The sequence below is a fragment of the Butyrivibrio fibrisolvens genome (assembly GCF_023206215.1).
GTDB lineage: Bacteria > Bacillota > Clostridia > Lachnospirales > Lachnospiraceae > Butyrivibrio > Butyrivibrio fibrisolvens_C.
The window spans coordinates 3,831,965-3,856,159 of sequence record NZ_CP065800.1; the positions used below are offsets into that span (position 1 = coordinate 3,831,965).

Genomic DNA, 24,195 nt, shown 5'->3' on the forward strand with positions numbered 1-24,195 from the left:
CTGTACCATCTATAGTCACACCATATCCATTATCTCTTTTTACAACTTCTTTACAAAGAGAGCTCTGATAGCATTTATAACTGCGATAATGAGTACGCCTACATCAGCGAATACCGCAAGCCACATATTTGCAATACCAACTGCTCCAAGGATAAGGCATATTACCTTAACACCAATCGCAAATACTATGTTTTCATAAACGATACTCATACACTTACGCGATATTTTTATTGCTTTTGCTATAAGTCTTGGATCATCGTTCATAAGAACTACATCTGCAGCTTCTATAGCCGCATCTGAACCAAGAGCTCCCATGGCGATTCCTATATCTGCTCTTGAAAGTACAGGTGCATCATTGATTCCGTCACCAACGAAAGCAACTTTGCCATCTTTACCATTTTCATTAATGATTCTTTCGATCTCAGATACCTTATCTCCTGGAAGAAGTTCACTTCTGACTTCGTCAAGTTTAAGGCTTTCCGCAACTTCCGTAGCAACAGCTTTGGCATCGCCGCTAAGCATGATAGTCTTTTTGATGCCGCTTCCCTTAAGAGACCTTATCGCATCGCCTGACTCTGATTTTATCACATCAGAGATCAAAATGTGACCTGCATATTTATCATCAATTGCAACATGCACTATTGTGCCGGTATGATGACATGGTATAAAGTCGATTCCAAGCTCTTTCATGAGCTTTTCGTTACCTGCCGCAACCTTCTTGCCATCAACTATTCCCGTTACGCCCTTACCGCTTATCTCCTTAATATCAGAAACAAGCTTTCTGTCAATATCCTTACCAAATGCCTTCTGAAGGCTCTTACTGATAGGATGTGAAGAAGCACTCTCAACATGTGCTGCAAAATACAAAAGCTCCTCGTCCTGAAGCTTTGAATGATGAATTCCGTTAACTTCAAATACGCCCTTTGTAAGAGTTCCTGTTTTATCAAAAACAACAGTTCTAACCTTTGACAGCATCTCCATATAGTTGGAGCCCTTTATAAGTACGCCTTCTCTGCTTGATCCGCCAAGTCCGGCAAAAAAGCTAAGAGGTATACTAACAACAAGAGCACAAGGACAGCTGATTACAAGGAAGGTAAGCGCCCTGTAGATCCACTCAGGCCACATAGGATCAAGTCCCATGAAAAGCATCCTTACAAGTGGGGGAAGGATTGCAAGCACAAGAGCACTGTATACAACTACAGGAGTATAAACTCTTGCGAACTTAGTAATGAACTGTTCTGACTTAGACTTTCTTGAACTTGCATTCTCAACAAGATCAAGAATCTTGGAAGCAGTAGATTCATCAAACTCTTTAGTAGTTCTAATGCGAAGGATACCAGACATATTGATGCAGCCGCTAAGCACCTCATCGCCCTCTTCTACATCAGTAGGAATGCTCTCACCCGTAAGAGCACTTGTATTAAGAGTAGATCTACCTGATTCTACGATTCCATCGATCGGAATCTTCTCGCCAGGCTCCACAACTATAACAGTTCCAGCTTCTACCTCATCAGGATCAACCTTTTCAAGGCTTCCATCCTCATTTTCTATATTAGCGTAGTCAGGTCTTATATCCATCAGCTCTGAGATATTGCGCCTTGACTTACCTACAGCCACGCTCTGGAACCACTCTCCTATCTGGTAAAAAAGCATAACCGCAATCGCCTCAGTATATTCGCCCTTACCCATGATAGCTACGACTATAGCTCCTATGGTTGCAACAGCCATAAGGAAGCATTCATCAAAAGGCTGGCGGTTTAAAATACCCTTCCATGCCTTCAAAAGGACATCATATCCAATGATAAAATATGGAATCAGGTAAAAAACAAACAGCGCAATGCCTTCGAGCGGAATGAATATTCCGGCTATCATAAGTATTGCTGATATTATGATCCTGATTAGTGTCTTTTTCTGTTTCTTGTTCATAAGCATTCCTTCTTAATAGCCTTTAAAGTATATATTCATTTAAACGGCTACTCTTAATCGAACATCTCCTTTTCTACCCAAAAGAGATATCCTAATATCTAAAATTCCCTAACATTCAATAAATTACAAGACTTAGAATGTAATATCACAGTCATCCTCTACCTTTTTGCAGTTCTTAAGTACTTCAGGCATTACAACTGCAGGATCAGCGCCCTCTTCGAACTCAACCTTCATCTTAAGAGCCATAAAGTTAACTACGCAGTCCTTTACACCCTCTGTCTTCTTGGTAGCATCTTCCATCTTAGCTGCACAGTTAGCACAATCAACATCAATAGCGTAAGTTTTCTTCATATTATTCCTCTTTCCGGCACCATGGCCTTGATTTATTTTTAATTAAATGAGCATTTGTTCATATGTTGTATTCAATATACACCCAACCATACCTTTTTGCAAGGCTTTTTTACTCAAAATTTTCGTCAAAAACATGGGCCCAAAACATGAATTTTAATCAAGAAAACTAAATAAAATTAAGGCATAATCCAAATGCCGTCTAGCACTATGCGAATTAAAGTTTTAGCTTGAAAATGGCTTTTTTTCGGTCTATTATATAAAAGTTGATTTTTTATTAAGGATGATATATGAAAGGATTTATTAGTAATGCAGGCGCTTGACACAACTTTAGAAAAACTAAAAATGTTATCAGATGACAACTACATCAAAGCAGTTGACGTAATCAACGGGCTTCTGAGCATGCAGGGTACAACAACCACTTCCGCAACTGATAACATTACTGAAGAAGATAATGATAATCTCGACGATCTCGCAGATGACATCTTCAACAAATGTACTGCAGCCTTCGCAAGAATGGCCTAAATAATACTTCCAGATGGATCTTCGGATCCATTTTTTGTGCCCTAAAAAACAATACTATTACTAAACTTCTCACTAATGAGAAAAAACGTGCCGGTCACTGTTACAAATATCTAACAGTGACCGGCATAACATCTTTATTAAAAATAAATATCTCTAACCTTTATATTTTCTCAGAAATTATATTGCATGAAATTACCATTTTGCTTAAATCCATATGATTCGTATAATTTAACACCCATATTAGAAGCTGTAATATAGATTGTTCCGCATCCATAGTCCTTAGCTTCCTTGACAACTCTGTCCAGAAGCTGCGTTGCTATGCCCATCCTTCTATAATCAGGATCCGTATACATACTTGATAAGATTCCAAGTCTCCCTGTAGGACAAGTGAAGTACGGAGGCTTTTCTGCAAAAGACATTCCGCTTGTGCCAACTATCTTATCGCCGTCAAAAGCAAGCCAGGATACATATGTACCAGCAGCCATATTCTTGGTATAAAAATCCATCAGCGATTTCTTAAGATCCACATTTTCAGGAACAGTCTTACCTTCCGAAGTATACTCTTCTGTCAGCTGATTAATTCTCATTTCAATGATCTGGTCAAGTTCATTTTCAGTTAGCTTTTTATATACAATATCCATTATATTCATCCCCTTCTATAAACCAAAGAATAAACGAAATATAACATCTGCATATTCTACGACTCAAATTCCCCGTACCCAATAACAACAGTTTCATCAGGATACACGACAAGAAAAATACTATAGACCTTATCCAGCATCATAAACTGCTTAAGACTACCTAAATGTTCTTTAGATTCTTATATCAGTACTATCAATACATTTGTCACAAAAACTCATCAGTCTGCCATGTCTCCTGCCTTAAGATGTTTTTCTATTTCTGCTGCAACATTATATGCAATTTCATATTCCTTAATTTCAATAGTATTCTGCTTATCATAATATACAAAAGCTATAAATTCATAATTTATACTCACATTACGAAGTCCGCTGTATTCATATCTTTTCTTGAAAATAAAATGCTTGATGGTAAAAGAATGATCATCAAAAATGAATTTCTTTTTATTTAAATTAGAAATACATCGCTTTAAATTGGCTATCAACAATATAATGCTCCAGAAAAAGCCAATTACTAATATTATATAAAAAGGATAATTTAATTCTGAATTAATTCCGCCTGTATAGTCTATTAAAACGCCAAAAATTGCCCATATTGTAATCAAAACCAAGAACCAAAACAGGCTGAATATAACATGATAATCATCTTTTGTTTCTTCAAAAATAACCATAAACTCCCCTAAAAATAACTTTTACAAATAACACATTTTTAATTCTATTGATAACCTAAAGTGCTCTGCAAATGATTAGCTTAGCACAGCAGATCAAAGTGCTTCGAGCCTCATCATAAAAATATTATACTCATCATTCCACTCATCAAGTTCCGGAGAGTTCTCGCCGCCGCCATTAGTACTTCTCTTGATCTCCGCATAGAATTCTTCGCCCTGATTGATCATATCCATGACAGATAATTCAAGACCATTTTCTGTCGCAATAGCGCAAAAATCAGCCAGCGAATTATCTGATTTTTTAGTATCAATCAGCTTTTTTCTAAGATCTTCATCTGCTTTTGCCTTTTCAAATAGTCTGTCCAGCATCTCGCTACAGTTCATACCCAATGTCATTTAGTTAACATCACGAGTTAGATTCTTTATTTAGGGTCTAACTCGTGATGTTAACTAAATGACATTGCGTCTGAACTGTAACTTCTTTGCAAAAGATTCCTTAATTTTTACAAGTTTTTCTTCCCTTCTTCCCAAATTTGTTTTATACTGTCCATAAGGACACCTCCTGCATTTTTTGTTTTTGCCAACAAATATGTTAACACAGAAGGTTGTCCTTTTTTATTGCGTACAATTATTTTACCATTATCTATTAATCCTACAAAAACTTTACCCTAGCCCGGCAATCCATTTTTAGTTTAAGTTTGAACACTAGCGATCACTTGATAATCATCTTCATCAAAGATTACCAGACTACTACCAATCCATGAGAATGATAATTGATTATCTCCTTCATATGACAATGTGCATAGTTCCGTCTCACTTCCATCTGCCAGGTTTCTTTTGATTATATTTCCTTTATTCAATAAATATACATTGTCATCTCTATATCCAATAATTCTTATCGAATTATTTTTGGTCTCAAATAGTATTTCACTTTCACCAGTAGTGTAGTCAAAGGAAACAAGCACTTCCCTTTTTAATTTACTAGCCGGAAGAATATTTTTAGGAATTATACCCAAGCCGCCATATCCACTACCGCCTTTTGTAATCTGAACAACACCTACCACATTATTTTCTTCTATAATGAAGTTATATGATACCCCTGATTCTTCACCACCACAATCTGATAGTGCGCTGATAACACCTGTCGTATCCCCTATGCTATAAGTAAATTCCTTATTTCCATATTCTTTACTAATACTTATTTCAGTTCCATCATCATTTACAAGTTCAATGCAACTTTCATCACTATTAATCGAACTCACAACAACTTCTTCATTTTCCGCCAATTGTAAACTGCCGTTATCAATATTATATTTTTGCGTACCATCTGAAACCCTTATTCGATTTGTACTGGAGTCCTTATATACAGTCAAATGATCATTTGAAGTAAGTAATGTTTCTGTTTCCTGCGAGTTAAGATCATAATAGAAAAGAACTCTTTCTTCATTCTTTTCTTGAAATGTCTCTACTACATAAAACACACCCTTATCATCTCCGCAAAAGCTCGTAATTCTTTGTTTTTCCAAATCATCAACGATATATATTTCTTGATCAGACTCCGTAATCAAGTCATATCGCGCAAGGCACGAATCATACCTTCCACCTTCAACACGCATATAGTGATAATACGAATGGCATTCTATATCATTAGGGCCAAAATCCTCAATGTAAGAAACATATCCATCTGCTGCTTTCATACATCCTGTAAGCATAATGATCATAATTACACATATTGATATAAGCTTTTTTAACACGGCTTTTCCTCTTTCTCTGGGGCATCATTATATTCCGGCTTTGTGATTTTAATAATCATAACAGGTTCTGAATCATGATCATGACCAACATTTTCTATTGCTTCATCCAAAGAGTCATATTCCATTTCGACAAATTCATCTTTATCTGGACTATTATTTTTATTATCATCACTATAGTAACCTGAATTATGAACAACATATTTAACATCACCATTTTCATCAACTCTTCTTTCAATATTTACATAATTTATCTCTCGAAGCACTTAATTCTGTTCTATTTTGGAGTGTTTTTATTTTTGCTGCTTCTGCACCTTCCTTATCAATTAGTAGTCTATTATTTCCAGTAATCTTATATATTAGATTAAATCCTGTCATTCTCCCAATTGCATCACACGTCTCAGCTTTGATATGATTGGCAGCCATTTCAAGGCTATTTTTAGATGCACCTTCCATACTATCTATCATCTTTATTGCTGTAAGATGATATTTATCAATCATTGAAGTCTGAGTGTCACTGTAATTACTCAGCTTATCTGCAATAGCAAACACCTGTGACACATCCATAAAAATTCTTTTTCCCATTAAAGTTCTCCCCATCCATTTGTGTTATATGTATTCCGTTTTCACAAAAGCTTCTACTATATCCAATAAAATTATACTAATATCATTTTTAAATACTTTAAAATCTGACGAAATGCATTTTTCATCCGATGAACTGCATCTGTTTCGTAAATCTTTTTATTATAGTTTTTAAACTTCGCACATATAAAAAACACCAAGACCTTGAATATTCCTGAGGCTGTTAGTAAATAAATAATTTTCTTGTCTTCGAAAATTATATTAAATTCAAGAGCTTGATAGATGGACTAATATATTCTGTTTGGGATTTATCTGTTTGAGCGAAGCGAGTTTATAAATCCCAGAATATATTAGTCCAGATATCATGCCTTGAATTTTAAATAATTTTCATGACAAGAAAATCATTTATTTACTGCCAGCCTCAGGAATACACGATGCCTTCCGCATTTTATATGTGCGAAGTTTGAGTTATTTATACATATCGTCCAATGTGATCAATTTGAAAGCACTTGCATTCTCTTTCACATAATCTGAAAATCCACCAAGAGAAAACACGCATATTACAGGATTGTTTGAAGGAATATATTTTATTTTATCCAATAGCTTTTCATATTCAGCTTTGTCAAACTGAGAATTTTTAAATTTGCATTCTCCAACTAGAATAATTTGTTTTCCATTTTTTCCTAGTAAATCTATTTCAATTTGCTTTTGTTTCCTGTTTTCATCTAATACTATATCCTGGTAATCTGTAATATCTGTAAGAATAGGAAAATCATCTACACCTGCATGCGATAAAAGATATTCCTTAGCCATTTTTTCAAATACTTTCCCCATAAAATCATGTAAATGATCTTTTACCGCTGAATGGAAATATGCTTCACCATTATCTGCATTTATAAGACTTGTTGCTCTATTTACATATCGGAACCAGAATTCAAGCATACTATCATTAAGAATGTAATAAGGTTTTTTTACAACTCGTCTTTCCAGCAATTCCGCATTAACTAGCACTTTTAATGGATAAGTCACTTCATCGACGCCAACATACGATGCAATTTCACTATTTTTTGTGTGTCCAGTTGCTACTGCAGAAATAATGGAATTATATAATGCCGGATTTTTTTTATCATTGCTAACTACAGTTTTAATTTGCTCTTCCGAAAAATATCCACCAACAGAATAAAACTGGTCTATTATATTTTCTTCCAAAGATTCATTTACATCAAACTGCTCGATATACTTTGCAACACCATTTGTTAGCCCATAGCAAATAGCCTTTTCTTCATTAGTATATCCATCCAGAAATTCTGCCGTTTCAATATAATTAAAAGGACGTAACTTTAATTCCAAGTCGCTTCGTCCATGTAAAGGAGCTGATTCTGCTAATACTTCATCCTTCATAAAACTGACTAATGAGCCGCATATTATAAAAAACAGATTGCCTTTTTTCCACTTTGTATCAATCTGCTTCTGAAGAACAGATTGAATATAAGGGCACTGTTTTGCCAGATAAGGATATTCATCTATAAAAAATACGATTCTTTCCTTTTCCGCTTGCTTTCCTATGTAATCAAATAAATTTTCAAAACTATTAAAGCTTATAGTTCCTACTAATTCCGGTGACAAGGCGTTTAAAACAGATTCTGTCATCAAAGATAATAACTCTGCCTCACCTCTTTCAACTGCTGTGAAAGATATACTCTTGCAATCATGATCATGCATAAATTTATTAATAAGTTTCGTCTTGCCAATTCGACGGCGCCCATATAGAACTGTCATTACAAAACCACTCTGTTTAAATTTCTTATCAAGAATTCTTAATTCTGTTGTTCTACCTCTAAATATATCCTTCATACAGCACCTCCATAAGGCGAAATCATTTTTGCCGAAGTTAATTTCGCCTAAATCTATTTCGGTAAAATCATTATATATATAAATACACCAACTTTCAAGCAAAAATAGCTATTTCCTATTGAATAAAAGTTTATGCTTTGCGCTGTTCATATACTAATTAAGGGGCTGCATAGCAGCCCCTTGTTAAAACAATCATTTATAATTTTCAGATCTTAGCGATATCTACAAGCTCAAGACCTTCTTCGTTATACGCATTCTCAAGACTGGATACCAGTGCCTTAGCTGTATCAAGAGCTGTGATAACATTTACACCTGTCTCTATGGCAGTACGGCGGATAAGGAATCCGTCACGGCTCTTGTCACGTCCCTGAGTAGGTGTATCGATTACAAGGTCGATCTTGTGGCCGAGGATAAGGTCCATGACTGTAGGTGATTCCTGGTGGATGTTGTTGACCTTACGTGCCTTGACGCCGTTCTGGTTCAGGACATCTGCTGTTCCAAGTGTAGCATAGATGATATATCCAAGCTTCTCATAGCGTCTTGCGATATCGATGATCTCGCCCTTATCGGCATCCTTAACTGTGATGATCATCTGCTTGTGTTTGGGAAGTGATACTCCTGCTCCAAGGAAAGCCTTGTACAGAGCTTCTTTGAAGTTTGTGCTTATACCAAGACACTCACCTGTTGACTTCATCTCAGGTCCAAGGCTGATCTCAGCACCTCTTATCTTCTCGAAGGAGAATACAGGCATCTTGATAGCTACATGTGATGCTTCCGGCTGAAGTCCCGGTGTATAGCCAAGATCTTTAAGCTTCTTACCCATCATAACCTGTGCTGCAAGGTCTACTATCGGTATACCTGTTACTTTACTGATGTATGGAACAGTACGGGATGATCTTGGGTTAGCCTCGATGATGTATACTTCATCTCCAACTGCTATAAACTGAACATTGATAAGACCTATTACATTAAGGGCCTTAGCAAGTCTCTTTGTATACTCTGCGATAGTATCCTTAACCTTCTGGGACAGGGACTGGGAAGGATATACTGATATAGAGTCACCTGAGTGAACACCTGATCTTTCGATATGCTCCATGATACCTGGGATTACGATATCTTCGCCGTCGCATACAGCGTCAACCTCTGTCTCAATACCCTGAAGATACTTATCTACAAGGATAGGATGATCCTGAGCATATCTGTTGATGATGTTCATGAACTCTTCTATCTCCTGATCAGAAAGTGCTATCTGCATTCCCTGACCGCCAAGTACATATGAAGGACGTACAAGTACAGGATATCCAAGTCTGTTAGCTACTTCCTTGGCTTCTTCTGCTGTATATACTGTAGCACCTTCCGCACGCTTTATCTGAGTCTTTTCAAGGATCTCATCGAAGATCTCTCTATCTTCTGCTGCATCTACGTCTTTTGCATCAGTTCCGTAGATCTTAACACCCATCTTCATAAGATCCTGAGTAAGCTTGATAGCAGTCTGACCACCAAACTGAACTACAGCTCCGTCTGGCTTTTCAAGACGTACTATATTCTCAACATCTTCAGGTGTAAGAGGCTCGAAATAGAGCTTATCTGCTATATCGAAGTCTGTTGATACTGTCTCAGGGTTATTGTTGATGATGATAGTCTCAAATCCGGCTTTCTTAAATGCCCATGTAGCATGTACTGAGCAGTAGTCGAACTCAATACCCTGACCGATTCTGATAGGACCCGAACCAAGTACCAGGATCTTCTTTTTGTCAGTTCTCTTAAGTGCTGCTTCATCCTCAGAATCAGGTCCATCATATACTGAATAGTAGTATGGTGTCTGAGCTTCAAATTCTGCTGCGCAGGTATCTACGAGCTTGTAGGATGCAACGATATTGTTCTTGTATCGAAGCTCTTTGACTTCATCTATTGTTAGGCCCGTATACTCTGCAATTACGTTATCAGGATACTCAAGTCTCTTGGCTTTAAGAAGTGTATCTACTGAAAGATTCTTACCTTCAGCCTTAATAGCCTTCTCTACCTTTACAAGATTATCTATCTTATTGATAAACCATATATCAATCTGAGATATATCATGGATCTCTTCGTAGCTTACGCCTCTTCTCAAAGCTTCTGCTATACGCCAGATACGCATATCATCAACTTTCTTAAGATCTTCTGCAAGATCTTCATCAGAAAGTTCTGTAAAGTCATAGCTTGTAAGTGAGTCTACATGCTGCTCAAGTGATCTTATAGCCTTCATCATGGCACCTTCGAAGTTGGTGCAGATGGACATAACTTCACCTGTAGCCTTCATCTGAGTTGAGAGAGTTCTCTTAGCTGTGATGAACTTATCAAATGGAAGTCTTGGGAACTTCAGCACGCAGTAGTCAAGTGCAGGCTCGAATGAAGCATAAGTCTTACCTGTGATAGCATTCGGGATCTCATCAAGTGTATAGCCAAGTGCGATCTTGGCTGCAACCTTGGCGATAGGATAACCTGTAGCCTTAGATGCAAGCGCTGATGAACGGCTTACACGAGGGTTAACTTCGATTACACAGTACTCAAAAGATGTAGGGTGAAGTGCAAACTGCACGTTACATCCACCTGTGATCTCAAGCTCATTGATGATATTAAGAGCAGAGCTTCTGAGCATCTGATACTCTTTGTCAGTAAGTGTCTGAGAAGGAGCAACTACTATTGAGTCACCTGTGTGAACACCAACAGGGTCAATGTTCTCCATGTTACATACTGTGATGCAGTTACCGTTTGAGTCACGGATTACTTCGTACTCGATTTCCTTCCATCCTGAGATACATCTTTCTACAAGTACTTCATGTACACGTGAAAGTCTAAGTCCGTTAGCAAGAATATCTTCAAGCTCTACCTGGTTGTGAGCGATACCGCCGCCTGATCCTCCAAGAGTGAAGGCAGGCCTTAGTACTACCGGGTATCCGATCTTTCTTGCAAACTCTACGCCGGATTCCACATCTGTTACTACAAGAGAAGCTGCGCAGGGCTCACCGATTTTTTCCATGGTGTCCTTGAATTCCTGACGGTCTTCTGCCTTCTTGATAGTCTCAGCAGTTGTTCCAAGGAGCTTGACTCCGTGCTTATCAAGGAATCCTGATTCTGCAAGTTCCATACCAAGGTTAAGTCCTGCCTGACCACCAAGTGTAGGAAGGATTGAATCCGGTTTTTCTTTTTCTATGATCTGTTCCAGAACCTTGACTGTAAGAGGCTCTATATAAACTTCGTCTGCAATGTCGCGGTCTGTCATGATAGTAGCAGGGTTTGAGTTAACAAGTACTACTTCAATTCCCTCTTCTTTAAGTGAACGACAAGCCTGTGTACCGGCATAGTCGAACTCTGCTGCCTGACCTATTACTATTGGGCCGGAGCCAATGACCAAAACTTTTTTGACATCTTTATTCTTAGGCATTTAATAACTTCCTTTCAATTCCTATATATGATTTAAACAGCTGACGATCAATAGTTTTTACAACACTTTTTATCAGGTCATATTTTCAGATAAAAAATGTTCCCGCATTTCATCTGATCTTAGCTAAACATTCCATCTGTCATCATGTGTATAAAGCTGTCAAAAAGTGTTCCCGTATCCTGAGGGCCTGCGCTGGCTTCGGGATGGAACTGGACAGTGTATATATTCTTGCCTGTATATCTAAGTCCTTCATTAGTGCCATCGTTAACATTTACATAGGCAGGTACTGCAACTTTAGGATCAAGCTTATCAGTATCTACTACGTAGCCGTGGTTCTGAGAACTGATGTAAACCTTGCCTGTAGCAAGCTCTTTGACAGGATGGTTACCACCTCTGTGACCATACTTGAGCTTATGTGTATCTGTTCCTGTTGCAAGCGCCATGAGCTGATGGCCAAGACAGATAGCAAAGATCGGAACATCTGAATCATAGAGCTTTTTAACTTCCTTAATTACTGATTCACAGTCCTTTGGATCTCCGGGGCCGTTAGAAAGCATTATTCCGTCAGGATTTCCGGCAAGGATCTCTTCTGCACTTGTATTATATGGATATACTGTTACATCACATCCTCTTGCCGCAAGTGAGCCTGCTATATTGTACTTGGCTCCTACATCAAGAAGAGCTACCTTAAGGTGGGTTCCGTCTGCCTTTATGCCGTTAAGTGTTCTTACAAGTGAAGGCTTCTTTTCTCTCTTTGAGTGATCTCCCGCAAGATCTGCTTTATAGTTATCCTCGTTAAATACAGCACTTCCTGATACAGGTCCGTTATCAGAAAGGTCTCTTGCGCCCTTAACCTCATACTTTTCTTTGCAGGAAACCTTCTCAACCACGCCTTTTGTTGTATAAGCTTTCATCTTCTTGATCAGCTCATCAAGGTTGTAGTTTTCATTAGTTGTGATGACGCCATTCATGGTTCCCTTTTCACGAAGGATTCTTGTAAGCTTTCTTGTATCGATTCCCTGTACTCCGGGAATATCATACCTTACAAGGAACTCTTCCAAAGTCATATCACATCTGAAGTTTGATGCTACCTCAGAGAGTTCTCTGACTATGATGCCGTCAAGCCAGATTCTCTCGGATTCCATATCGTCAAGGCATACTCCGTAGTTACCGATAAGAGGATATGTCATGCATACCGCCTGACCTGCATATGAAGGATCGGTAAATACTTCTGTGTAGCCTGCCATAGTTGTATTAAATACTATCTCACTGACAACTTCCTTATCAGCGCCAATTGCCTGTCCTTCAAACACTGTTCCGTCTTCAAGGATTAAAAAGGCTTTTTTCATAAACTATCTGTCCCTTCCGCTTCTAAAAAGAAGAAAATAATTGTCTTTACTAAAGTTAACCTTCGGACCCTGTAAGAGCCCGAAGGATATCTGATTACTTAAAGTACTCTACACCTGACTTAAAGATCTTAAGATCCTGCTCACCGTAGATATTAACAGCTACGCCCTTGCCACGACGCTCTGCATGGCACATCTTACCAAGACATCTTCCGTCAGGAGATGTGATACCTTCGATAGCTCTGTAGGATCCGTTGATGTTCCATTCGCTGTCCATAGAGATGTTGCCATCTACATCGCAGTACTGGAATGCAACCTGACCGTTTGCAAACAGATCATCAATAACATTTTCAGGAGCAACGAATCTTCCTTCACCGTGTGAAGCAGGGTTTGTATATACTCCGCCAAGCTTTGCTTCCTGGAGCCATGGGCTCTTATTGGATACAACCTTGAGGTATGCCATCTTGGAGATGTGACGTCCTATTGTATTGAATGTCAGTGTAGGTGAATCTACGTTCTGACCTGTGATCTTGCCGTTTGGTACAAGTCCAAGCTTGATGACAGCCTGGAATCCGTTACAGATACCAAGTACAAGTCCGTCTCTTTCGTTGAGGAGCTTTTCTACAGCTTCTTTGATCTTAGCATTCTGGAATGCTGTTGCAAAGAACTTAGCTGATCCATCCGGTTCATCGCCTGCTGAGAATCCGCCTGGGAACATGATGATCTGTGCCTTTTCAATTGACTTTTCAAACTCTTCAACTGATTCGTAGATATCCTGTGCATTCTGGTTTCTGAATATCTTGATATCTACATCAGCGCCTGCTGCCTTAAAAGCTGCTGCAGAGTCGTACTCACAGTTACTTCCCGGGAATACAGGAATGAATACTGTAGGCTTTGCAACTTTGTTCTTGCATACATATATATCTTTTGTATCATAAAGCTTTGTTTCGATAACAGTCTCGTCATCTCCTGCTTTTGAAGGGAATACCTTTTCAAGTGTTCCTGTCCATGCGCTAAGAAGCTCCTCACCGTCTACCTTGATGCCTTCTACTGTGAAGACATTTTCGCTTGTTACGCTTCCTACAAGTCTTGCGCCTTCAACTTCGAGTACCTTGGAAAGGTCTGCTTCAGAAACTTCTACAAGGAGATTACACATTCCGTTTGCAAAAAGATCTTTTGCACTTACAGCATCATCAAATGCTACTCCAAGCTTGTTACCAAAGGACATCTTTGCAGCTGCTGCAGCGATTCCGTATCCGTCAAGAGCATAAGCAGACTTTATAACGCCGCTCTTCATAAGCTCTGAAACCTTATTGTAAAGAGCAATAACTTTCTCATATACAGGAAGATCATATTCATCTCTTGCGATTCTTACTTCTACAAGCTTATCTCCTGCTGCCTTAAGTTCAGGTGTTACAACATCTGAAAGCTTTGCTACATCTACAGCGAAGGATACAAGTGTTGGTGGTACGTTGATGTCATTAAATGATCCTGACATAGAGTCCTTACCACCTATTGAAGCCTTGCCAAATCCAAGCTGAGCATCAAGAGCACCAAGAAGAGCTGTAAATGGCTGTGACCATCTCTTTGGATCTTCTGTCATTCTCTTGAAATACTCCTGGAATGTGAAGTGAAGGTCTTTAACTTCGCCGCCGCCTGCTACGATTCTTGCTACAGACTCTGTTACTGCATATACAGCGCCGTGATATGGGCTCCAGGATGAAAGATATGGATCAAATCCGTAAGCCATCATTGTTACTGTATCGCTTTCGCCATCAAGAACAGGAAGCTTTGCTATCATGTTCTGAGTCTCTGTAAGCTGGTATTTACCACCATAAGGCATTTCAACCGTTGCAGCTCCGATAGATGAGTCAAATCTTTCTACAAGACCCTTCTGAGAACATACGTTAAGGTCTTTCATCTCCTCAAGGAATGCAGCCTTTACATCGCCCTTTGAAAGAGCTTCGCCAGCTTTCTCACAAGCAACCTTGTTAAAATAGTTATCTGCCTTTGAAGGAATCTCCACTTCTACATCTGTCTCCTGGTGAGCACCATTAGTATTAAGGAATGCTCTGGAGATATCTACTATCTTCTTGCCTCTCCAGTTAAGTACAAGACGAGGTTCCTTGGTTACTACCGCCACCTTTACAGCTTCAAGGTTCTCTTCTGCTGCATATGCAAGGAACTGATCGACATCCTTAGGATCAACCACTACTGCCATACGCTCCTGAGACTCTGATATAGCAAGCTCTGTTCCATCAAGACCTGCATATTTCTTAGGTACAAGATCAAGATTTACATCAAGACCATCTGCAAGTTCGCCGATTGCTACTGATACACCGCCTGCACCAAAGTCGTTACACTTCTTGATGATGGATGATACTTCTTTTCTTCTAAAGAGTCTCTGAAGTTTACGCTCTGTAGGAGCATTACCCTTCTGAACCTCAGCTCCGCATGTTGTAAGTGAGGCATTTGTATGAGCCTTGGAAGATCCTGTAGCTCCTCCTATTCCATCGCGGCCTGTGCGTCCGCCAAGAAGTACGATGATATCTCCCGGGTCTGAGCTCTTACGCATTACATTGGCCTGAGGAGCAGCGCCCATAACAGCACCGATTTCCATTCTCTTAGCTACGTAGTTAGGGTGATATATTTCCTTAACATATCCTGTAGCAAGACCTATCTGGTTACCATAGGATGAATATCCCTGAGCAGCGCCTCTTACGAGCTTCTTCTGTGAGAGCTTACCTTTAAGAGTCTGGGATACAGGAACTGTAGGATCTGCAGCACCTGTTACACGCATTGCCTGATATACATAACCTCTTCCTGAAAGCGGATCACGGATAGCACCGCCAAGACATGTTGCAGCGCCGCCGAAAGGCTCGATCTCTGTAGGATGGTTGTGTGTTTCATTCTTGAAGAATACAAGCCAGTTCTCAGTTGTCTTGCCCTGACCGTAATCAACTTCTACAGGAACTACTACTGTACAGGCATTGTTCTCTTCAGATTCTTCCATATCTGTGAGCTTACCGTCTTTTTTGAGCTTCTTCATTCCTACAAGAGCAAGATCCATAAGGGAGATGAACTTCTCTTTTTTCTTAGCAGGATCAGCGTAGAGCTCATCACGTGCGATAAGGTATTCATTATATGCATTCTCGATAGGCTTTTTGTAATCGCCTTCGCCAAATGTTATAGTCTTAAGCTCAGTGCCGAATGTTGTATGACGGCAGTGATCAGACCAGTATGTATCAAGAACACGGATCTCTGTAACGGAAGGATCTCTTTTTTCCTCATCATGGAAATAAGTCTGGATCCATTCAAAATCCTTGAAAGTCATGGCAAGTCCAAGTGAATCATAGAGCTTTCTAAGCTCTTCCTGACTCATATCCTTGAAGCCATCGAAGATCTTGACATCTTCAGGCTCAGGATATGTGGTTGCAAGAGTATCAGCCTTGGTCTCATCTACTATACGAGAATCTACAGGGTTTACAACATACTCTTTGATCTTATCAAGCTCCTCGTCAGATACATTGCCTATGATCACATATGTATCAGCGCTTCTGATGATAGGCTCTTCTTCGCCTCGTATAAAGCGGACGCACTGCTCAGCTGAGTCAGCTCTTTGGTCGAACTGTCCGGGAAGGGCCTGAACGCTGAATACGCGCTCACCTTCATTAACGTCAAAAGACTCTCTGTAAAGTATATCAACAGGAGGCTCTGAAAAAACTGTAGTACAAGCCTTCTCAAATACCTCATCAGATACGTTCTCAATATCGTATCTTATAAGTACGCGAACATCCTCGCATGACATGATACCAAGATACCTTCTTATCTCATGTCGCAGGTCTTTTGCCTTGCCTGCAAAAGGTTTCTTTTTTTCTACATAGACTCTTCTGACCATAATTCTCCTCTTTCTTTTTTAAAAAAATGTGCTCCGAATTTCGAAGCACATTTTCATTAATTATTAATATATTGATCTACAGGTACAATGCCCTGCAGAATATAAAACATCTCCTTGTCCACAGTCTGTTCAGATATAGATACAACTGTTGCCATAGTCTTAAGTCCTTCCAATACGTATGCAAGATTTCTGGCAAAACCAGCTACATCCTCACACTCAAATTCGCCACTTAAAGCACCATCAGAAACAATCTCTTCGATGGTGTGAACGCAATCGTCAAAACGACCCTTAATATAATTGTTGTCAGGGGATGAATTGTGACCAGAATAGTATTCCATAAGAGCAAGACTAAGACCGTCTTTTCTGCGAAGGATAAAGCGTTTCTGCTCCTTCAAAAATGCTGCAAATCTGTCAGATGCAGAAAGTTTAGTGCTGACACTGATGCCATCTAAATAGTCACCTTCGCCTTCAACATTCTCAGAAGAAGCTTCGTTATCTGATCCAATAGAATCTTCTGCTTTAAGAACAGCCAGGAATATATCTTCGACACTTGAAAAATGAAGATATAATCCACCACGACTTATATCGCAGGCATCTACGATATCCTGCATAGTAACATTCTTAAAGCCTTTTTTGGAAAAAATCTCCCTAGCCTTAGCTAAAATATGCTTTTCAGTTCTGCTTGCCTTGGCTCCCATACTTCTCCCCGCATGAAAAAGCGTTCTACTACGGGATCAGTTCTCATGATCCCACAATTCAATAAGTTCCTGCATCTTCCTGACAGCATGTTCAAAGATCCCATGCTGAACAGCTTCTGACCACATTCCGGCTTTGACCTGTCCACCCAGAACATACTTAGATAAAATACGATTGACATCGTCCAAATGCATAATGTCTACATTTGATATATATTCAAGTTCGTCTTTCCAGGTTTTTAGATTCTTCCTACTATATAAATACACATAATTGCGGTCCATAAGACCGGAAGCCTGCGCATCCTTTACAAAAGAAAGGACTGTAGAATCATATACCGGAAATATCATGGTAGTATCCATATTCGATCCATTATACTTCTGATCGACTGCTTTGCTATCATTTTCTTTGAACCACTTCAAATACTTAGATAGAGTCTCTACCATACCACGATAACGGTTAACAATATCCTGCGGGCTATTCTCAGTTACATCTGCCATGTTCTTCACCTCATTTTTTTAGTAATGATAGTTACAAAACAACGCAACTCCGCAATTCTGATAAATTATAACAACAGTGTCACAAATTGTACAGAGTGCGATTCTCCAAATATTTTGCCATTTTCGATGATATTTTTGAACAAACGTTCTAAAACGTCATCAAGTTGCCATTTTCAAACCTACTGCCTTTCAAGTACAACCTCATATCCTGGGCAACGCTAGCAAACAATCTTAATATAAGTCCCATTTTAAGTTAGTTTTATGTTTCGCCCCTATACTATAGATTATAATGATTATCTATACTTAATATCAATATGTTATGATCGTAATTTAGGATGATAATCTCCAACTTGACTTATCTTACAAGAAGATTTATAGATATTTATATCCTTGGTGTACTGACTCATTCATATTTGATCAAATATGAATAAGTCAGTACACCAGATAATAATGAGGTTAACTATGAAATATTTACGAATGTATATCAAATACACATTAAGATACACACTTAAACCACTATCATTTGTTCCTGCACTTGTGATGATGTACCTGATCTATTCTTTTTCAGGTCAGAGCGGTACAGAATCAAGTTCTTTAAGTTATGATGTTGGATTTCATTTTTATGATCTAATCAACAACCTATTCGCTCTGGACCTGTCATCAAGTCAGATTGCAAACTATGCTTTAAACAACCAGTTTTATATCAGAAAGGCAGCTCACATTACAGAGTATTTCCTTCTTGCAATGTCAGTTTCCCTGCCTCTATATGTATATAAGATAAGAGGATTTAAGTTATCTTTCCTGGCTACTTTGTTCTGTGTATTATACGCTTTCCTCGACGAGTATCATCAGTCATTTTCATATGGAAGATCACCACAGCTTCGAGATGTAGCCATCGATTCCATAGGCATCATAGCCGGAGTTATCATAGTTAGGATAATAGGATTTATAGGACGTAAGACTGTATTCAGATCTCTCTCAGAAGAATACGAGGAGCAAAAAGCTGCATAAACTTCGCACTTGCCAAACATGAGCCATCATTTGAGACAGCGCCGATGTTTGGCAAGTGCGAAGTTTCAATCAGTTAATTAATTATCAGTGCATATATCAAGAATTTCCCTGATATCGCCGGACATTACTATCTCCGGTTTATAGCCTTTGTAATAGTCATCTGTTACTCTTGATAATCTGGCACGCATCTCAAGCTGGCTAAGGCCATCTGTATTAAGGAATATACTATCAACTTTGCAGGCTGCAGCAATTCCTATATCACTTTGAAAATCATTGCCTATCATAACAGCGCTTGATGCTGTGATCTGCTGCTCATCCAGGAGCTTTTTCATAAACTGGGGCTGGGGCTTTTTCATTTGATTCTCAGAAGAGATATAAATATCATCAAAATACCCTGCGAGGCCGGTTATCTCCAGCTCAGGTCTTGTAAAAAGGCCCTGGGCATTGGATAAAAGGAATATCCTTCCGCCTTCTTTTTGAATTGTCTTTAGAGTGTCGATAACTCCCGGATATACCTTAAGCCTGTCTCTTGATAATATCCTGAACATATTGGACAGATCCTGAACCCACTGACTATGCACAAGCTCTTCCTCATTCATTTGATATACAGAGCTATATGTCTCATGATGAAAAGGAGCTTTTAGCAGAAGCTTTACAAAGACTCTCTCAAGCTCTATCTCAGGGAAGCTTATTGCCAGTTTATAGGCAAGTTCATGTTCCTGCTGTCTTACAAGATCAAAATAGGTCTGCTGCAGCTGTTCCGGGGTATAATCTGCTCCATAACATGAATAAAATTCGGTAATCTTTTTCCAAAACTTCGGACTACTCTCATCAGTGTGTATATCTATCAAAGTTCCATATAAGTCAAAAATATAATTGTCATATTTTAATTTCATATATAACTAATCCTTTCGCGTATATGCGGCGCATTGTCGCATGGTATCAGTTGTACATATGGATCATAACTTTTTATCTAAACACACATATAGACTGGGGCGGCATTGTTACCTTGCCATTGTCTATTGATATTGGAGCATCATCAAGTGTCAGATATCCTGCTATAGTCAGTTCTTTATACTCATCAGCTGTCAGGTCGACTACTACTGCTTCATCTGATGTGTTATATAAGATTATGACTGCTGACGTCACTGTCGTGCCCGTTTCATCATCTCTTGTCCAGGTCTTCTTTATAGCTGCATAAGAGTCGCTGCATAGATCATCTTCTCTTGTGATAGTTCCTCTGGCAATCTCAGGGTTCATGTTTCTAAGCTTTAATGCCCTCTTATAGTAGTTTAGTAAGGACATCTCATCCCCAAGCTGCGCATCTACTGCCTCAAACGACTGCTCTACATCATTGTCAGCGCCTTCAGGGACATCGCATACTCCCGTAGGATCTGTATAGGACCAGTTCATAGGAAGTCTTTTGTTAGGATCATCCTTGCCCTGACTCTTCATACCGATTTCTTCGCCATAATATATAAAAGTACTTCCGCTCATAGTCATGAGTATTCCTGCAGCCATCTTCATATCACCCGCATCACAGTTTAGATTGTTGGCTACCCTGACCTGGTCATGATTGGTGATAAAAGGAGCATCGATATAATCAGGATTGGACGCAGAATATGTAGTCTGATAATCAATCATTGCATTTACAAGGCCATCAGCAGATAGCTGTCCCCTTGCAGCTTTCTCAATCGTTCCCTCAGCTCCTGCTGCTGCAAAATTGAACATACTGGGAGTCATGCTCTTATAAAAAGCTGCAATTGTCGCCTTATTGGCCCAGACTTCTGATACCATATAAAAGTCTGACTTTTTGGAAAGGCAGTAATTATATATCCAGTTCATTATCTCAAGAGTTGCGCCCTGATCATCATCCTCATAATGCATCGCTGCATCCATTCTGTATCCGTCAACTCCATGTTCTATCCAGAAATCAGATATAGTCTCGAATTCTTTTCTTAGATTATCATCTTCAAGGTTAAGATCCGGCATTTCAGACCAGAACACACCTTCGTAGTACCAGTCAGTTCCTTCTACGCTATACCAGGCTTCATTTTTCTTTTCTTTGGAAAAATTGTAATAAGATACATATGGACATACGTTCTTATCAGGCTCTTCACCTTCCTTAAGTGTTCTAAGATAGTCGCAGGCTTTTACAAACCACTCATTTTGGGATGAAGAATGATTCATTACCATATCAATGATAATGTTTATTCCTCTTTTATGGCACTCTTCTACAAGCTTATCAAAATCCTCCATTGTGCCATATTCAGAATCAATATCCATATAATCAACAACGTCATATTTATGATAAGTTGGTGATGGCATTATAGGCATAAGCCATATGCCATTGATCCCAAGATCTTTGAGATAGTCAAGTTTTTGAGTCACCCCGTTCAGATCACCTATACCATCTCCATTAGAATCATAAAATGAGTGTACATATATCTCATAATAATTCCTGTAATTATCATCTATGATATTGAGCTTTTCACTTTCATCTTTTTTGCCACACCCTGCAAGCATTGATACCGCCAGTGCTATGACAATGTTTGATATCAAAAATTTCTTTATTATACTCAAAGTATTTTTCATATAAATCCTCTGTATTTACTAAGCCGGTAAAAAAAAATGCGCGTTTTTTGTAATTTACGTTCAAGAAATAAAAAGGCAAAGACAGATAATTCTGCCTCTGCCTTTAAAAGCCAAAAGGTATTCAGCTTCTTGGATCGATATCAATAAGCTGAAAAAACATTCACTTATATAGATGAATATCAGCCCTTTACTGCTCCGCCTGTTACACCTTCTACATAATACTTCTGAAGTGACATGAACAGTGCTGTGATAGGAACTGCTATAAGAACGCCGCCTGCACAGAATCTTGTGAAGTATCCCTGATAGTCATTGGTGTTGACCCAGTCATAGAGACCAACTGCTACGTTATAGCTCTTACTGTAACCAAAGGCAATGTATGAAGCGAAGATATAGTCACACCATGGTGCCATGAATGCAATAAGTGCCTGATAGATGATGATAGGCTTTGAAAGAGGAAGGAGCATTGTGAAGAATATCCTTGCGCGGGATGCTCCGTCAATTCTTGCTGCCTCATCAAGTGTCTTAGGAATAGTATCAAAAAATCCTTTGCATACATAGTATCCCATACCAGAACTTGCAACACCTACAAGGATGAGGCCGGGAATAGCTCCTGCCTGTGTAAGTCCTATATTTTTCAAAAGGAAATACAGACAGATCATGGATAAAAATCCCGGGAACATTCCAAGTATAAGCCAGAACTTCATAAGAAGTGTTCTTCCTGCAAATCTTATACGTGAAAGCGCATAACTAACCATAAGTACAAAACAGGTCTGACCGATTGCTATAAAGAAAGCAATGATGAATGTGTTTCCAAACCATCTTACAAAGTTAGAATCTGCCGAAAACAGCCATCTGTAACTGTCAAGCGAGAACTGTTTTGGCATAAGATATGCTACCATTCCTCCGCCGCCTTCAGTCGGGGCTCTAAAACTCTGTAATACGATACATACAAAAGGAAACAGCCATATTATACTAAGTATTACTAAAAGTATATACGCTATAGCATTACCTAAAGCGTTATGTTGTTTGTGTAATTTTGGTTCAGCCATTACTGGAATCCCTCCTCATCTTTAATTGAAGGCAGTTTGCTATATGCAATAAGAGATGTAAATGCAACAACAACGAAAGTAATAATACCTACACAGGCTGCCAGTTTGTAGTTGGTGCTGTTAAGAACAAGTTTGTAAAGCCATGTTACAAGAAGGTCGGTATAACCTGATCCTCCATACAGCTGCATGGATGTTGGTCCGCCTCCTGACAGAAGGTATATAACGTTGAAGTTATTGAGGTTGCCTGTAAATGATGTAAGAAGGTAAGGTCCTGTAACAAAGAGCATATATGGCATTGTGATCTTTCTAAACATCTGCCATGGACTTGCTCCGTCAATTCTTGCACTTTCATAAAGATCTGCAGGAATATTCATAAGAAGTCCTGTTGCCATGAGCATTACATAAGGGATACCTATCCAGAGATTGATCACTATGATAAGGACTCTGGCTGTCATAGGATGTGCCCAGAAGTTATAAGATCTTTCGAAGATGCCCCATTTTACAAAATATGTATTAATAAGACCATCAGCTGCAAACATCTTGGATACATACAATAAAGATATAAACTGTGGAATAGCTATAGTCATTACGAAAATAGTACGCCAGAACTTTTTGAACTTTACACCTTTTTTGTTAATAAGAAGAGCAAGTGCGATTCCTCCAAAATATGTGGAGAATGTTGCAAAGAAAGCCCATACCAGAGTCCAGATAAGGATCGTTGTGAAGGTAGATCCCATACCGTTGCCGCCAAATTTAAGAAGCTGTGTAAAGTTCTCAAATCCAACCCATGTAAAGAGCTTACTTGGAGCCTGATGGGTGGAATCATAATTAGTAAATGCAACACATATCATGAATATAATAGGCACTACCATAAATACAAGAACGCCCAGCACGGGAAGTGCAAGAAGTGTTGCATGAAATTTCTGATCCAATAGTGATTTTAAATCCTGAGAAGAAGTAGGAATATGTCCTCCATTTTTAATGATCTTCTCTTCGTTTTGATTTTCCTGGATATTCATTCTCCAGAAAGTGATAAAAAGTACGCACAGTACTGCTGTAAGCACACCATACAGAAGTATAAGGAACGAATTGTCTCCATATGTAGTAAGGAAAGTATTCGGATCCATATGTGTCTCTTCAGTACCAAGTGTTGATAATTTAGACAGATTAGCTATGCCTGAGGTTGCCATATATGCGATAAAAGCAACTTCGATAAGAAGATAAGCGATTCCTCTTGCAAAGGATTTCCTCATAATAGGACCAAATCCCATGATAAGGAAAGAAAGCCTTGTTTTCCAATCTCCCTCTTTAAAAGTAACACCAATATTTTTGATATTACCTGCGATAATGCTTAGCACATTGTTTTTGTTTTTTTCCATAAAAGCAC

At 38.8% G+C, this 24,195-nt stretch carries 20 protein-coding genes; 2 read left to right on the forward strand and 18 right to left on the reverse strand.

What is annotated here, in order from left to right:
* Positions 1 to 39: 39 nt before the first annotated feature.
* The gene (locus I7804_RS16080; protein ID WP_248404168.1) at positions 40 to 1,926 is read right to left on the reverse strand and encodes a heavy metal translocating P-type ATPase; all 1,887 of its coding nucleotides are present in this window, start codon (positions 1,924 to 1,926) and stop codon (positions 40 to 42) included.
* Between the two features lie 132 nt (positions 1,927 to 2,058).
* Entirely contained in the window at positions 2,059 to 2,277 is a 219-nt protein-coding gene (locus I7804_RS16085; protein WP_022759278.1) for a cation transporter, read from the reverse strand.
* A gap of 306 nt (positions 2,278 to 2,583) precedes the next feature.
* Between I7804_RS16085 and I7804_RS16090 the strand changes: the two genes are divergently transcribed.
* Positions 2,584 to 2,799: a hypothetical protein gene (locus I7804_RS16090; RefSeq protein WP_027215783.1), complete on the forward strand. Its 216-nt coding sequence runs from the start codon at positions 2,584 to 2,586 to the stop codon at positions 2,797 to 2,799.
* A 170-nt stretch (positions 2,800 to 2,969) separates the two neighbouring features.
* Here the strand turns inward: I7804_RS16090 and I7804_RS16095 are convergent, their stop codons facing one another.
* The 12 genes from I7804_RS16095 to I7804_RS16150 form a co-directional block, all read right to left on the reverse strand.
* Positions 2,970 to 3,440 (reverse strand): GNAT family N-acetyltransferase, encoded by a 471-nt coding sequence (locus tag I7804_RS16095; protein ID WP_092045594.1) that lies wholly within the window; start codon positions 3,438 to 3,440, stop codon positions 2,970 to 2,972.
* A 218-nt stretch (positions 3,441 to 3,658) separates the two neighbouring features.
* Positions 3,659 to 4,108, reverse strand: coding sequence for a hypothetical protein (locus I7804_RS16100; RefSeq protein ID WP_248404169.1), 450 nt, complete (start codon positions 4,106 to 4,108; stop codon positions 3,659 to 3,661).
* A gap of 93 nt (positions 4,109 to 4,201) precedes the next feature.
* On the reverse strand, positions 4,202 to 4,489 hold the full coding sequence (locus I7804_RS16105) for a Nif11 family protein (RefSeq protein ID WP_248404170.1): 288 nt from the start codon (positions 4,487 to 4,489) through the stop codon (positions 4,202 to 4,204).
* Between the two features lie 308 nt (positions 4,490 to 4,797).
* On the reverse strand, positions 4,798 to 5,802 hold the full coding sequence (locus I7804_RS16110; protein ID WP_248404171.1) for a hypothetical protein: 1,005 nt from the start codon (positions 5,800 to 5,802) through the stop codon (positions 4,798 to 4,800).
* A 50-nt stretch (positions 5,803 to 5,852) separates the two neighbouring features.
* Complete coding sequence (locus I7804_RS16115) at positions 5,853 to 6,122, reverse strand: hypothetical protein (RefSeq protein ID WP_248404172.1); 270 nt, start codon at positions 6,120 to 6,122, stop codon at positions 5,853 to 5,855.
* Positions 6,091 to 6,441 carry a hypothetical protein gene (locus tag I7804_RS16120; protein WP_248404173.1) on the reverse strand — a complete coding sequence of 117 codons (351 nt, stop codon included), beginning with the start codon at positions 6,439 to 6,441 and terminating at the stop codon, positions 6,091 to 6,093. The genes I7804_RS16115 and I7804_RS16120 overlap by 32 nt, the downstream gene beginning before the upstream one ends.
* Before the next feature lie 465 nt (positions 6,442 to 6,906).
* Positions 6,907 to 8,292: an ATP-binding protein gene (locus I7804_RS16125; protein WP_248404174.1), complete on the reverse strand. Its 1,386-nt coding sequence runs from the start codon at positions 8,290 to 8,292 to the stop codon at positions 6,907 to 6,909.
* A 205-nt stretch (positions 8,293 to 8,497) separates the two neighbouring features.
* The gene (gene carB, locus I7804_RS16130; RefSeq protein ID WP_248404175.1) at positions 8,498 to 11,716 is read right to left on the reverse strand and encodes a carbamoyl-phosphate synthase large subunit; all 3,219 of its coding nucleotides are present in this window, start codon (positions 11,714 to 11,716) and stop codon (positions 8,498 to 8,500) included.
* Between the two features lie 119 nt (positions 11,717 to 11,835).
* The gene (locus tag I7804_RS16135) at positions 11,836 to 13,065 is read right to left on the reverse strand and encodes a carbamoyl phosphate synthase small subunit (RefSeq protein ID WP_092045602.1); all 1,230 of its coding nucleotides are present in this window, start codon (positions 13,063 to 13,065) and stop codon (positions 11,836 to 11,838) included.
* 94 nt (positions 13,066 to 13,159) lie between these two features.
* A complete protein-coding gene (locus I7804_RS16140) occupies positions 13,160 to 16,960 on the reverse strand; it encodes a phosphoribosylformylglycinamidine synthase (RefSeq protein ID WP_248404176.1) in 3,801 nt (1,266 codons plus the stop codon).
* 56 nt (positions 16,961 to 17,016) lie between these two features.
* Positions 17,017 to 17,658 (reverse strand): TetR/AcrR family transcriptional regulator, encoded by a 642-nt coding sequence (locus I7804_RS16145; RefSeq protein ID WP_027207746.1) that lies wholly within the window; start codon positions 17,656 to 17,658, stop codon positions 17,017 to 17,019.
* Positions 17,659 to 17,694: 36 nt separating this feature from the next.
* Positions 17,695 to 18,153 (reverse strand): DUF6508 domain-containing protein, encoded by a 459-nt coding sequence (locus tag I7804_RS16150; RefSeq protein ID WP_022753487.1) that lies wholly within the window; start codon positions 18,151 to 18,153, stop codon positions 17,695 to 17,697.
* Positions 18,154 to 18,615: 462 nt separating this feature from the next.
* Here I7804_RS16150 and I7804_RS16155 point away from each other — a divergent pair, with 462 nt between their 5' ends.
* Entirely contained in the window at positions 18,616 to 19,164 is a 549-nt protein-coding gene (locus tag I7804_RS16155) for a VanZ family protein (RefSeq protein ID WP_022753486.1), read from the forward strand.
* Between the two features lie 77 nt (positions 19,165 to 19,241).
* Here the strand turns inward: I7804_RS16155 and I7804_RS16160 are convergent, their stop codons facing one another.
* The 4 genes from I7804_RS16160 to I7804_RS16175 form a co-directional block, all read right to left on the reverse strand.
* Positions 19,242 to 20,060 (reverse strand): HAD family hydrolase, encoded by an 819-nt coding sequence (locus I7804_RS16160; protein WP_248404177.1) that lies wholly within the window; start codon positions 20,058 to 20,060, stop codon positions 19,242 to 19,244.
* 73 nt (positions 20,061 to 20,133) lie between these two features.
* The gene (locus tag I7804_RS16165; protein WP_248404178.1) at positions 20,134 to 21,759 is read right to left on the reverse strand and encodes an alpha-amylase family glycosyl hydrolase; all 1,626 of its coding nucleotides are present in this window, start codon (positions 21,757 to 21,759) and stop codon (positions 20,134 to 20,136) included.
* 179 nt (positions 21,760 to 21,938) lie between these two features.
* Entirely contained in the window at positions 21,939 to 22,808 is an 870-nt protein-coding gene (locus I7804_RS16170) for a sugar ABC transporter permease (RefSeq protein ID WP_022753483.1), read from the reverse strand.
* Positions 22,808 to 24,187, reverse strand: a complete 1,380-nt coding sequence (locus I7804_RS16175; RefSeq protein ID WP_248404179.1) for a carbohydrate ABC transporter permease — start codon at positions 24,185 to 24,187, stop codon at positions 22,808 to 22,810. The genes I7804_RS16170 and I7804_RS16175 overlap by 1 nt, the downstream gene beginning before the upstream one ends.
* Between the last annotated feature and the right edge of the window lie 8 nt (positions 24,188 to 24,195).